Annotated in this window: 7 protein-coding genes; 3 read left to right on the top strand and 4 right to left on the bottom strand. The window is 53.3% G+C overall.

Features of this window, described 5'->3' with window-relative positions; translation table 11 throughout:
• Nucleotides 1–45: 45 nt before the first annotated feature.
• The 4 genes from G6R38_RS25565 to G6R38_RS25550 all read right to left on the bottom strand — a co-directional run bounded on the left by G6R38_RS25565 (nt 46) and on the right by G6R38_RS25550 (nt 4,678).
• Nucleotides 46–1,569, bottom strand: coding sequence for an arylsulfatase (locus G6R38_RS25565; RefSeq protein WP_390881475.1), 1,524 nt, complete (start codon nt 1,567–1,569; stop codon nt 46–48).
• A gap of 158 nt (nt 1,570–1,727) precedes the next feature.
• Nucleotides 1,728–2,609: a PPK2 family polyphosphate kinase gene (locus G6R38_RS25560; protein WP_166831640.1), complete on the bottom strand. Its 882-nt coding sequence runs from the start codon at nt 2,607–2,609 to the stop codon at nt 1,728–1,730.
• Between the two features lie 160 nt (nt 2,610–2,769).
• Nucleotides 2,770–4,281: an arylsulfatase gene (locus G6R38_RS25555; protein WP_390881474.1), complete on the bottom strand. Its 1,512-nt coding sequence runs from the start codon at nt 4,279–4,281 to the stop codon at nt 2,770–2,772.
• Nucleotides 4,282–4,480: 199 nt separating this feature from the next.
• On the bottom strand, nt 4,481–4,678 hold the full coding sequence (locus tag G6R38_RS25550; protein ID WP_166831638.1) for a hypothetical protein: 198 nt from the start codon (nt 4,676–4,678) through the stop codon (nt 4,481–4,483).
• A 229-nt stretch (nt 4,679–4,907) separates the two neighbouring features.
• On the opposite strand from G6R38_RS25550, the gene G6R38_RS25545 reads away from it, so the two are divergent.
• The 3 genes from G6R38_RS25545 (at nt 4,908) to G6R38_RS25535 (ending at nt 13,306) form a co-directional block, all read left to right on the top strand.
• Nucleotides 4,908–6,518: a hypothetical protein gene (locus tag G6R38_RS25545; protein WP_166831637.1), complete on the top strand. Its 1,611-nt coding sequence runs from the start codon at nt 4,908–4,910 to the stop codon at nt 6,516–6,518.
• A gap of 182 nt (nt 6,519–6,700) precedes the next feature.
• On the top strand, nt 6,701–12,352 hold the full coding sequence (locus tag G6R38_RS25540) for a neutral/alkaline non-lysosomal ceramidase N-terminal domain-containing protein (protein WP_166831636.1): 5,652 nt from the start codon (nt 6,701–6,703) through the stop codon (nt 12,350–12,352).
• 66 nt (nt 12,353–12,418) lie between these two features.
• Complete coding sequence (locus tag G6R38_RS25535; RefSeq protein WP_166831635.1) at nt 12,419–13,306, top strand: alpha/beta hydrolase; 888 nt, start codon at nt 12,419–12,421, stop codon at nt 13,304–13,306.
• The last annotated feature ends 21 nt before the right edge of the window (nt 13,307–13,327 follow it).

Here is a 13,327-nt window from a genome sequence, read left to right as displayed (position 1 = left end):
GACCGAGGCCCGAAAATCGCGCCTCGGTCTGCTTGGTTTTCAAGACTACTTACTTACGCCTTCGGAGAGTTTCTGCATCACGTCGTCCAGATTGAAGCTGGCTGGCTTTTGCCGTGGCGGATACTCTTTGAAGGTTTCCAAGAATTTCCCTGCGTATTGCTGGGCTGGGACAAGCAAGAACGCGTGGTCGAGCAACCAATCGTAGTAGGTGTTCGAGGTGATGTCGGCTTGCTCGTAGGGGTCGGCTCGCAAGTCAAACATTTTCGGAAGTCGCAATGGGGTGAACGGTTCAGCCCAAACTTTCAAAGTCCCTCGAGCACGTTGTTCCAGGAAGACCATTTTCCAGTTCCGGAATCGCATCCCGACGAGTTGGCCATCGTCGTTGAAGTAGAAAAAGGATTCTCGCGGTGACTTCTCGTCTTTGCCGGTGAGATACGGCAAGATGTTGTAGCCATCCAAATGGACTTTGTAGGTTTTATCGCCGGCCTTGTGACCTTTGAGAAGTTTCTCTTTGATGTCCGCATCGCCGACGGCAGCCAGGAAGGTTGGCAGCCAGTCGAGGCCGCTGACAATCTCATTGGAGACACTGCCCGCTTTGATTTTGCCCGGCCACCGAAGTGCACATGGGACTCGGAAGGCACCTTCCCAGTTCGAGTTCTTTTCGTTACGGAAAGGGCTCAATGCAGCGTCCGGCCAGGTGTTTTTGTGAGGTCCATTGTCGGTCGTGTATAGCACGATCGTGTTCTCAGCGATCTCGAGATCGTCCAGGGTTTTCAGCAGTTTGCCAACATCACCATCGTGTTCGAGCATACCGTCGGCGTACTCGGTTCGAGCGTCGAGACCGGGCTCGTCCCGCAGTTCATCACGTACGTGGGTCCGAAAGTGCATTCGAGTCGCATTCCACCACACGAAGAATGGCTTCTCCGCTTTGACCTGCCGCTCGATGAAGTCGACGGCTGCGTCCGATGTCTCATCGTCGATCGTTTCCATTCGCTTTTTCGTCAAAGGCCCAGTGTCTTCGATTTTTCCATCAGCACTGGCTTTGATGACACCGCGAGGACCAAAGCGTTTGCGAAATTCGGGGTCACGGGGGTAGTTTCGGTTCTCGGGTTCTTCTTCGGCATTGAGGTGATAGAGATTGCCCAAGAACTCATCAAAACCATGATTGGTCGGAAGAAATTCGTCTTTGTCACCCAAGTGATTTTTGCCGAATTGACCTGTCGCGTAGCCGTGCGGTTTGAGGAGTTCGGCCAAAGTGGGATCTTCAGCTTGCAATCCCAAGTCCGCACCTGGCAAGCCCACTTTGGAAAGGCCCGTGCGATACGTGCACTGGCCGGTGAGGAATGTCGATCGCCCTGCTGTGCAACTTTGCTCAGCATAGTAGTCGGTGAAGATCATTCCTTCCTTTGCAATGCGGTCAATGTTTGGCGTGCGATAGCCAACAAGCCCCATCGTATAGGCCGAGACGTTTGTCTGGCCAATATCGTCCCCCATGATAACGAGGATATTTGGTTTGTCCTGTGCCTGTGTTTCCCCAACCACCGCTAGGCTGGCCAAGCACAACGCCATCATCGCGGCGAGTTTCCGTCGTCCGGTCATGTCAAATCCTTGTCTTGTAAAATCAAAGTAGCCGAAGTTCAATGTGAGAACCTGTGGTTGCCTTATATTTAGTCGAAATCCACTAAGACAATGGCACCTCCTTCCATTTCTCGAATCGTCATTGGTACTTAGTCACGCAATTGTTTTCGAAACTGCTCAAGTTCTTCGCGTCGCTCATCGGAGACGACTGGGTATTTGAGATCTAAGGCGTGCAGTTGTTCCAGGACGACTTGAGCGACAATTAGCCTCATATTCTTTTTGTCGTCAGCGGGAATGACGAACCAGGGGGCGTGCTGGGTTGCCGTCGCGTTGATCGCATCTTCATAGGCTTGCTGATAGTCGTTCCAGTAGCCGCGTTCGGAAACATCTGCCTCGGAAAACTTCCAATTCTTTTCCGCTTCATCAATTCGGTCGAGAAAACGCTCACGTTGTTCGTCCCGGCTGAGATGCAAGAAGAACTTGACCACCTTCGTGCCATTCCGGCAGATGTGTTTCTCGAAATCTCGGATCGATTCGTATCGGTTTTCCCAGAGTTCTTCCAGGTTTTCAGTGTATTCCTGCGGTAGTCGCTGTTTTTCGCGGACGATTTCGGGATGGACTTTCACAACCAGCACTTCTTCGTAATACGAGCGGTTGAAGATGCCAATCTGCCCTCGCTGCGGGAGACGGATCGTCGTTCGCCAGAGAAAGTCGTGTTCTAATTCGTTCGTACTCGGTTGTTTGAACGAATGCACGACCACACCATGTACGTTGACTCCCGACATGATTGCCCGAATCGTGCCGTCTTTCCCAGCGGCATCCATCGCCTGGAATATTAAGAGCATCGAGTTGCGATCGTCAGCGTACATCATTCGCTGCAAGTCATTGATTTCATCTTGGAACTCGTTGAGTAAATCCTTGTACTCCGACTTGTCTTTATAGACGTCCTTGACCTTCGTCTTATGTTTTTCCAGTTTGAGTTTCTTGGTTCCGTTCACAATATAGTCGTCGGTGTCGATGTGAACGTGCATTGGTGTAGTCTCAATAAATTGTTAAGCGTAGCTGGACGTAAATAGTACGACGATAGATTGAGGTTCATTCGCTCTCAGAGCAATGCTCCGAGAGCGAATGAAATCAGTTGCGCAAATCCGATGATCAAAAACTAGGGGCAGGATACTCAGCCACATAGGTCTAACGCGGCTTTAGTTTTTCCAGTTCCTTCAATCGTTGTAGTGCATCTTTCTGGCGGAGAAGCCCATAGTTGATGTTACCGGCGTTCAAGGAGGAACCCGTTTGGTATGGGTAGTCTTTGAAGTCTGCAAAGAAGTCTTTGATGACGCCTTGAATCGGCACGAGCAGCCACATTTGACGCGCGTACCAATCGACATATTTACCGCCATCATGCGCTGCCCGCTCGTAGGGGTCCATACGGAGATTGGTGATGCTAGCCCACGGTGTCACCTTACGGGAACCGAAGGCAATATTACCTTCCTGAACCGCAAAACTTACCTTCCAGTCGTTCCAACGGACTGCGTTAAGGTTGCCGCCTTGATCGAAATACAGCATACGGTCTCGCGGACCTTTCTCCACTTCACCCTTGAAGTACGGCACGAAATTATAACCGTCTAGATGAACTTTAAAATCTTTGTCGTTGAACTTGGCTCCCTCTGCCAATTGTTTCTTCACATCGCCGACGCCTGCGGCGGCACACAGTGTGGGGAACCAGTCCATGCTTGAAATGATATCGTTCGACACGGAATCTGGTTCAATGACACCTGGCCAGCGGACCATCATAGGGACGCGGAAACCGCCTTCCCATGTGGTGCCTTTTTCGCTAGCGAATGGTGTGACAGCACTGTCCGGCCACATTGCGAACTCGGGGCCGTTATCAGTGGAATAGACAACGATGGTGTTGTCAGCAATCTCGAGTTCATCAAGCAAGTCGAGCAACTGCCCCACATGTCCGTCGTGTTCAACCATCCCGTCTGCATGAATTCCTTTGCCTGTGACGCCGTAGGATTCTTTCTTCAGATGCGTAAAGACGTGCATCCGTGTTGAGTTGAACCACATGAAGAAAGGCTTCTTGGCTTTGACTTGCCGTTGAATGAAGTCCTTCCCAGCCGTGAGAAATTCTTCGTCAATTGTTTCCATCCGTTTCTTCGTGAGTGGGCCGGTATCTTCGATCTTCCCATCAACGACTGCTTTAATCACACCCCGTGGCCCGTACTTCTCGCGGAACTTTGGATCTTTCGGATAGAAATAGCCTTCCGGCTCTTCCTCGGCATTCAGGTGATAGAGGTTGCCATAGAATTCGTCGAACCCGTGATTGGTCGGCAAGTGCTTGTCCTGGTCACCGAGGTGATTCTTTCCGAATTGCCCCGTCGCATAGCCCTGACTTTTCAAGACATCTGCAATCGTCGGCATCCATTCGGTGATCCCGTGATCGTCGCCGGGCATGCCGATCGTTAATAGTCCCGTGCGAAACGGTTCCTGACCGAGAATGAAACTCGCACGGCCCGCGGTGCAACTCTGCTGGGCGTAAGAGTCCGTGAATAACATTCCCTCCTTCGCGATACGGTCGATGTTGGGCGTCTTGTAACCCAGCATGCCCCGCGAATAAGCGCTAATGTTAGGAATGCCAACGTCGTCGCCCCAGATCACAAGAATATTCGGTTTCTCTTGGGCCGAGACAACTGGCTCCATCTCGAATAGGCTGACAAGTCCAAGAACCAATACGCCGCAGAGTGCCCATCGGGAAACGTCCGTCAACATAGTGTTACCTTTTTGGCTGAGCGGTTTCGAGTTGAGTCATCAATTCAATCATCAGTTTTCGCCAGGTTTCAAATTTGATTGGGCTAGAACACCGATTCCTCCTTGGAATTGTTTTTCGGATTAACGCACTTCACCGTTGCAAGTACGCCAATATTTCTGCCCGCAGTTCCGCCAACAGTTGCTCATACTCCCGAATGCGAGTGTTGGTGACCGATTGAAAATCCAGCCAGTGTTCGCGAGCGTGAACGCACTCAATGTACTCGCGACACATGTCGTTCAATAGTTCTTCAGATAGGTGGCGGTTGATGCGTTTGGTTGCATCAGGCAATTGGGACTCCAGACTTTGTCCCAACCTTGCTAAAACTTGCTTGTCAATCACAAGAACTCTGGAACAGAAATGTGAAAGGTATCGCCGCGACTTCTTTGACGAGTCGGCTGTCGAGGTTACAATGCCAGACCCCATTGCAAAAGTAATTTACGGTTAAGCGGGCTGGAAATTAACCGGTTTTTTGCATTGGAGATCTCGGCAAATGCACTTCGAATGAATGACATCGGCAATGCCTCGTGAATCCAGTCTGAACGATCGATCGGAAGCCATTCAAGCGGAATTGAAACGTGTGCTGGCCTCCGAAGATTTCTTGGCCTCCCAACACATGACCCGTTTCCTGCGATTTATCGTGGAAGAGACACTCGCGGGGAACGGCGAACATCTCAAAGAGCGAACCATTGCCCTCAACGCGTTAGGGCGTGGCGGCGATTTCGATTCCCGGCTTGATCCCGTTGTCCGAGTTGTTGCGGGTAAACTCCGCAGGGCTTTGGATCGTTACTACGCCAAACAAGACGGCGAAAGCCCTGTGACAATCAGCGTTCCCAAGGGCGGGTATCGGCCGAAATTTTGCGACAACGATCGTCAGGAATCAACTGTTGAAACAGCCCGCGAGAATTCTTGGACGCTCCAAACATCGGCGAGTGATCCACTGGGGCGTCCCGTCGTTGCGATTCTTCCATTCGCCGCGTTTGGTTGCGTTGATCAGTTGCGAACCTTGGCAGACGGTCTGGCTCAAGATCTGTGCGTCAATCTGAGTCGGTTTTCCTGGATTCAAGTCGTTGACTACCTGGCGGCCCGGAGTGTTCGGACGAATGAATCCAATCCCGTCCGTCTCGCTGCGCGTCTCAAAGCTGACTTTTTCTTGACCGGTACGATCCGCGAAATCGCATCCGAGATTCGCGTCACACTTCAGTTCGTACGGAGTGATCGGGGAGTCGTCATTTGGGCGGATTCCTTCGACTTCCGACAAGGCAACAATCTTCAAGAGAGTCTGGATCAGTTAGCGTCTGGGACAGCACTCTTGCTGGGCGATCTTTTTGGAGTACTGTCGCGAGCAATCCGATCCGCCTCGCTGAACACACCCCTTGAGAGTGCAACGGCGATTGAAACACTATTTCGATTCTTCGAATACGAAACGCACCTGGGCGATGTCGGTTACGATCGCGTTCTGAACGCCCTGACGAAAATTGTGAAAGCGTTTCCCGATTTTTCCATGGCGTGGGGAGCCTTGGCGACGCTGCATCTCAATGGCGTATCGATGCTCGCAAAAACCAAAGCACGCGATGCCTCTCAACAAGCCCACCACTGTATTGAGAACGCTCTCAAAGCCGACCCGACATGCGCGTTTGCTCATTGGAACGCGGGGCTGTATCACCTGATGCACGGGCAACAAGAGGAAGGCGTGGCGGCCACCGAACGGGCCATCGACAATGCGAGCGGTTCGTCGTTCGAATTGGGGGCAGCCGGTGCCTTGCTGAACGCTCTCGATCAAGGCGAGCAAGGACAACCACTCATCAACGAGGCCGTCGAACGCAATCCGGCACTTCCCGGTTGGATCAAATGGGGGGCAGCCATCGGTCAAATGGGGTCGGGACGATCACAAGACGCGATTGCGACATCCGAGCAATTCACGCTGCCTGATTGCTTTTGGGATCCAATGCTGCGTTCAGTTGCCCTAGCTGATGCCGGGGAAAAAGAATCCGCGGGAACGGCGATGCGACAAGCCAAGAAGCTCCGCCCCGAGTTGGCTCATCGGCCTCAGGAATTGGTCGGTCGAATTGTCACGAATCCTGAGGTCAAGAATCAAATTCTCGAGCAGGTTCAATCGGCAATTCCATAAGCCAAAGAGTTCCTGATCGCACACGGCTCGTGTGTCCACAATGTTCACATATCAAAACTCGCTTGTGATTGTTTACATTCCCTCGCCATTCGTGGAGAATCCGACGGTGCATGCCCTTGGGGGCGGAATTGCCACTTATGCGTCGTCGCGCTCGACGGCGACGTCGGACTGAATCACGCACCATGCGAGTTGAGACTGTGAACGTGACGCGAATGCAACCTGTCAGAAGAAGACAAAGCCAAATTCCTCTCGATGAGACAGGAAATCGCAATCGGTTTGATTGGCGTTTCATCTGTCTCGCGATACCGATTCTGCTGATCGCGTGCCGACCGGCCGTCGGGGGCGACGTTTATGATGTCGGCGTTTCCGCGGTCGATATCACTCCCACGTACCCGATTCGACTCAACGGATTTGGCAATCGTCGGGAGGAGTCCGAAGGCGTCTCTCAGCCGATTTATGCCAAAGCGTTGGCGATCGCCGAGCATTCGGACTCGCCTTCTGCCAAATCGCCATTGGTCTTGGTTACATTGGATAGTCTCGGTATTCGGCAGTCGATGCGTGACCGAGTCGCACAAGAGTTGAAGAAGTCTCACGGGGTACCCGCCGAGAACTTGGTGATTACGTTCACCCATTCCCATTGCACGCCGAAAGTCAATGGCGCATGTGATAACATTTTCAGCCAAGCGATTCCTGAAAGCCACCAAAAACACATTGATCGGTACACTAAGGAATTAACGAATTCGATCACTAAAGCGGCTCGGCAAGCTTTGGATTCCATGCGACCGGCCCACTTGGAACGGGCAACCGGAAGTGCGCATTTCGCCAAAAATCGCCGAACCGTTGGCGGGCCAACCGACCATGACTTACCGATGTTGGTTGTGCGTGATCTGAAGTCCGGCCAGCCGCGGGCGATCTACGTTTCGTACGCCTGCCATTGTGTGACGTTATCGTTCAATCAGATCAGCGGGGATTGGGCCGGTTACGCGGCGGCCATGATCGAACGACGATTTCCCGATTGCGTTGCGATGGTTTCCATTGGAGCCGGTTCGGATCAAAATCCGATCTCGGGCGTCACCGGCGATAACGTGCAGGTTGCGGAAGGCCAAGGGGTCGAGATCGCAACGGAAGTGGAACGGCTACTCTCTGGCAAGTTGACCCGCATCTCCGGTCCTGCAACGGCGGTCTATCGCCGGATCAAACTCCCTCTGAATCCGCCGCCAACACGAGAGGAACTCGTTGCCCAAACGCAGAAGGGGCGTCCGACAGACCGTTACAACGCCCAAACGCAGTTACAACGGCTGGATCGGGGCGAGTCTTTACTCACGGAAATTGATTACCCCATCCAAACTTGGACGTTTGGCGACAGCTTTTGTATGACCTTTCTCGCAGGTGAGGTGTGCGTTGATTATGCGAAACGGCTCAAGAGCGAGTTCGATCACGATCGGTTCTGGCTGAACACGTATAGCAACGACTTTTGTTGTTACATTCCGTCCGAGCGTTTGCTCGAAGAGGGCGGTTATGGTGGTGGTGGCGAAGTCCCATACTTTGCATTGCCGAACACATTGAAAGCTGGGTTGGAAGATCAGATTGTCGAAGAAGTTCACCGTCAGATTCCAAGATCGTTCTCGGTCGCAGCCGGTACACGCGGGATCGCACCGAAGTCGCCGGAAGAATCGCTGAAAACCATGCAAGTCGCCGCGGATTTGCAAGTGGTACTGGCGGCCGCTGAACCAGCCATTTCCGATCCGGTCGCCATTGATTTCGGACCCGATGGCAGCCTGTGGGTGGCTGAGATGAACGACTACGGTCGCGATGTGTATGAAAACTTCCAACAGCAAGGTCGGATTCGTCGTCTTCGCGACGCCGATGGCGACGGTTTCTTCGAGGTCGCCAAAACGTTCGTCGATGGACTCCGCTTCCCGACCGATGTGAAAGTCTGGCGGGAAGGCGTGTTGATTTGCGATGCTCCCGACATTCTCTACGCTCAAGACACAAACGGCGACGGCCAAGCCGACAAAGTCACGCAACTGTTCACCGGCTTCGAAGTCCGCAATGCTCAGGCGAGAGTCAATAGTTTGCGGCTGGGACTGGATAATTGGGTGTACGGTGCGTCCGGGCTGTTCGGTGGTCTCATTACGAACCCACAGACTGGAAAAACCGTCGATTGCCGAAATCGCGACTTCCGAATCAAACCGGACGAGGGAATTATTCAGCCGGTCAATGGGCGAACACAGCAAGGCCGATGTCGTAACGACTGGGGAGATTGGTTTGGGTGCTCCAACGGCACTCTCTTGCGACCGATCCCATCGGATGAAAAGTACCAAGCCCGTAACCCGTTGGCGTCACCGGCGGCGGTGCCTGTTGTCCGAATCGCAGAGGAAGCCCACCAGCTGCTGCCACCGGAGAATCTGGTTCGGTTTGCGTTGTCCGGAGCACCGGGCCGAGCAACATCGGCCTGTGGGTTAGGAATCTATCGCGACACACTGCTGGGGAAAGAATTTCTTAACGACGCCTTCACCTGCGAGCCGGTTCACCAATCGGTGCATCGCATTGATTTTCGAGAAGGCAATCCGGTTTTCTCAGGGACACGGGGCGAGAGTGAAGAAGATCGCGAATTTCTGAGTTCGAACGATCGTTGGTTTCGACCGGTGCAAGCTCGAACCGGCCCTGATGGAGCCTTGTGGGTCGTCGATATGTATCGCTTTGTGATTGAACACTCCCGCTGGATTCCGCAGTCCACTCGCGACGAACTCGATGTCTATGCCGGTCAAGGACGAGGGCGAATCTATCGCGTCTTGCCACGCGGGACGGCATCCACGACGGATAACACAACCAAAACTGCCAGCGTCCTTCCGGATCTTCAGAGATTGTCAACGACGGAACTCGCTAAACGGTTGGACTCATCGAACGGAACCCTGCGGGATCTCGTCCACCAAAAACTTCTCTGGCAAAACGCGACCGACGCGGCTGCAAGCATTCGCGAGATCATCAAAAATTCAGAACATCCGGCAGCACAACTGCAAGCTCTTTCCGTTCTCAAGGGATTAAACCAACTCACCGCGGACGATGTTCTGCGAGGTCTGGGAACGAGTTCGCCCGATGTCCAGCGGTTCGCGGTGGAGCTGAGTGAGCAGTTCCTCGATGAATCAGCGGAACTACGCACAGCGGTTGTTGCGTTGGCTGATCACAAAGACATGCGGCTGCGGCGCCAGGTGGCCTTCTCCTTGGGAGCGGGACACAGCCCGGAGTTCTCGGCGGCAATTGCCCGTCTGGCGAGCGGTGCTGAGAGCAGCACCTATGTCCGCAGTGCGGCGTTGAATTCTGTTTCGTCAAAGAACATTCAACAGGTCCTACAAGCCTTCACGGACTTGCCCACCTCGAACCATGACTCCGCATCATGGAAGAAACTCCTCGAGCTCGCTGTGCAATTTGGGGATGCTGATACTCTTCACGCCGTGTTCACCAAGCATCTCCCCACTGTCGAACCACTGCCCACAAAGACAGCCGCAGAATTGTGGATCACGGTTCTCACTGCAACGGACCGCCGATCCGCCCAAGACCACATGCCGGAAGAACTCGCCAAGGTCGAGCAGATTCAGAAACTCTTTCAGAATGCTCTGGCCACTGTAAGAGCCACGAACGAAACATCGGAGAAGTACGAAGCGGCTTTCAAATTGCTCGGTCGACAATTCGGCAGTTTTTCGAAATCCGCCGTAGAAGCCAGCAGCATCTCCAACCGATTCTCTGCCAACAAACGGGCCTCTTATTTGGCTCGATTTCTTTCCCCTCGGTACCCAGCCAAACTGCAGAGAGACGCCTTGACCGCGGTCGTCGCGACCGGTGCGGAAGACATGCCGAAATTGCTGATGCGAGCCTACGCCTCGCTCGGGAATGACATCCGTTTCGCAATCATCGACACCATGTTGAATCAAAAAAATGGTCCCGCAGTGTTGGTGAAAGCGTTGGAAACGGGAACGGTCCGCGCTGATCGATTCGATGCCAACCGCCGTGAGAAACTGCTCTCGCGAATTGCCGTCGAACAACGATCACAAGCCGAAAAGGCTTTGGGGGCGTCTGGGCAATCGAACCGGGCGGAGATTGTGAAAGAGATGCTGTCATCACTCAAGCCCGGTAACGTCGAGCATGGTCGCACGAAGTTCCGAAAGCATTGTGCGTCCTGTCATCGACTCGAGGATTATGGACACGCAGTCGGTCCAAACCTGCAGGCACTGACCGTTCGTGATCCGGCATGGTTGCTCGCGGCGATACTTGATCCGAATCAACAGGTCGATGCCCGATATCTTTCATGGACGATCGCGACGACCGACGGACGCGTCACTGCTGGACTCCTCGTCGACGAGTCATCCACAAGTGTGCGGTTGCGAGAGTCCGGCGGCAAAGAGCATTCGATAGCACGCGACGAGATCGAGGTAATGCAATCTTCGCAAAAATCGCTCATGCCGGAAGGCCTGGAACGAGACCTGTCCAGTCACGACTTAAGCGACGTAATCGCCTACTTAGGGAGTTTTCAGCAGCCGGCCAAACGTCTGCCCGGCAATCAGCCTCAGGTTGTTCGTCCTGATGACGATGGCGTACTAAAACTCACCGCAACCGTTGCCGAAATCCGTGGGAAAGACATTACCTTCGAGACGGATTTCTCCAACATCGGATACTGGCACGATCAGGGAGACTCGGCCGTTTGGCAGATCGACCTGCCAAAGCCGGGCGAGTACGACGTCTATCTGAATTTCGCCTGCGTGGGTTCTGCCGCTGGGAATTCATTTCGTGTGGACGGTCTACCGAATCCGATTGTCGGGAAGGTTGCTAGCACGGGCGGTTGGGATCGGTATCGTCAACCAAAAATTGGACGCACGACTCTCACCGCAGGGCGTCATTCAATCATCATGCGAGCGGCGGAACCTGTTGAGCAGGCCCTGTTCGACCTTCGTGAGATTCGTCTCGTTCCGGTTGGTCAAGCTCCACGTTTCGCCGCGAGCGACATCACAGAAACTCCACTTCCGAGACGGGCACCGGAAATCGCACCGTTCCTGTTGGACGAGACGCAATCCGTCGAACGGCGTCAGCAAGCGATCGACCAAAGGCCTGGCATGGGACCGGCGATCATTGGGATACTGACGGCCGATCTCGATCCCAAAGACATGAAGGAACAGTATCGTCGAATTCCGTGGATTTGGCGTGTCTCGATCGCGGTCGCCAAACGGAACGATGGTGGCGAGATTCGTGATCTCTTGGAAATCAGCGTTCCGAAAGCCGGCCATCCTCTCGAAGACTGGCAGGCCGTCGTTATCGGCGGTGGTCTGATTAATGGAGCCACGCAAATCGGACTCTGGCCCGATCAACGAATCGACGAAATTCTGCAAGGCTTGCCAGCTGTCAAAGCAGCTTGGCCGGAAGCCTTAGACAAAGCCGTCAAAATGGCCCACGATGAGCAAGTTCGCTCTGGAACACGCTACGATGCCCTCCGGATGATTGCACTGCTTGAACCTGATGATGCGATCGTCGAGCTGAAAAAATACTTGAACAGTTCCCGCGAATTGCAAATGGGTGCCGTCAGTGGCTTAGCCGACATCGACACCGATACTGCGACGGAGTTACTTGCTAGTGCTCTCGCTCACCTTGAGGGAAGAAACCGCCAATTGGCGATCGAAGCGTTATTACGAACTGATCGACGCGCCAAGTCGTTGGTCACGCTCATATCGGAGAAAAAGCTAGTCCTTTCGAACAAGGAAATGCTAGCACTTCGTCAACATACTCTTCCATCGCTAAAACAGCGATACAAAACGATGATTGAGCCAATCATTGGCCAACCGTAACATCGTCTAAAATCAAGGCAAACATCAGACCTGTCGTACCGAACTAAAACAATAAAGGCGTCGCTCATGATTGACCTAGTAAAACTCTCAAAACAAGTCAAAACGCAGTTGCTGTGTGGTGTGGTGTTGCTAGTTGTTGGGGCAGTCAACGAAACGTTCGCGGACGAAGGTTCTTCCAAGACCATGAAACCGCCATTGTGGACTCAAAAACCGCCAAAGAGCGAAGGGAAACTAACAGTTCATCGCCCCTCCAAACCCAATGGAACCGCGATTGTGATTTGCCCCGGTGGTGGCTATCGCGGACTTGTGACGGGGGGCGAAGGACACGGAATTGCAAAGTGGCTCAATCGTCACGGCATCACGGGAATTGTGTTAGAGTATGAGTTACCCAAGGGACGCCCCTTTGTACCACTGCGCGATGTCCAACGCGCCATTCGACTGACCCGCGCGAATGCCTCAAAGTGGGGGTTGAATACAAAACGTATCGGAGTCATTGGCTTCTCGGCTGGCGGACACTTGGCATCTACAGCCGGTACTCACTTTGATGCTGGTGACCCCAATAGCCAGGAACCGATTGAGCGAGAAAGTTGCCGACCCGATTTTATGATCTTAGTCTACCCAGTAATTTCAATGAGCGACAAAACTCATCAAGGATCGAAACGGAACCTGTTGGGACGGATGCCAACGGACAAGATGGTTCGACTTTTCTCCAATGAAATGCAAGTCAACAAGCAGACTCCTCCCACGTATTTGGCTCACGCTTTGGATGATAAAGTCGTCGTTCCTGACAATAGTCGTCTGTTTCACGAGGCTCTGCGAGAGCACCAAGTTCCCACCGAATACCTCAAATTGCCCTCGGGCGGCCATGGACTGAACGGATATCGCGGACCAATGTGGGATGCGTGGCAAAAGGGATCAATTCGATGGCTGAAAGCCCAGGATCTTATCCCGTAGCTGTCTTTTGAACATCGATCA

The organism is Thalassoroseus pseudoceratinae (assembly GCF_011634775.1).
GTDB classification, from domain to species: domain Bacteria; phylum Planctomycetota; class Planctomycetia; order Planctomycetales; family Planctomycetaceae; genus Thalassoroseus; species Thalassoroseus pseudoceratinae.
The sequence above is the reverse complement of the archived record's forward strand: the minus strand, read 5'-3'. Positions and strand labels throughout refer to the sequence as shown.

Coding starts and splice junctions, on each gene's coding strand:
- G6R38_RS25565 (WP_390881475.1), bottom strand. CDS start 1,569: ATGGCGTTGTGCTTGGCCAGCCTAGCGGTGGTTGGGGAAACACAGGCA.
- G6R38_RS25560 (WP_166831640.1), bottom strand. CDS start 2,609: ATGCACGTTCACATCGACACCGACGACTATATTGTGAACGGAACCAAG.
- G6R38_RS25555 (WP_390881474.1), bottom strand. CDS start 4,281: ATGGAGCCAGTTGTCTCGGCCCAAGAGAAACCGAATATTCTTGTGATC.
- G6R38_RS25545 (WP_166831637.1), top strand. CDS start 4,908: ATGCCTCGTGAATCCAGTCTGAACGATCGATCGGAAGCCATTCAAGCG.
- G6R38_RS25540 (WP_166831636.1), top strand. CDS start 6,701: ATGCGAGTTGAGACTGTGAACGTGACGCGAATGCAACCTGTCAGAAGA.
- G6R38_RS25535 (WP_166831635.1), top strand. CDS start 12,419: ATGATTGACCTAGTAAAACTCTCAAAACAAGTCAAAACGCAGTTGCTG.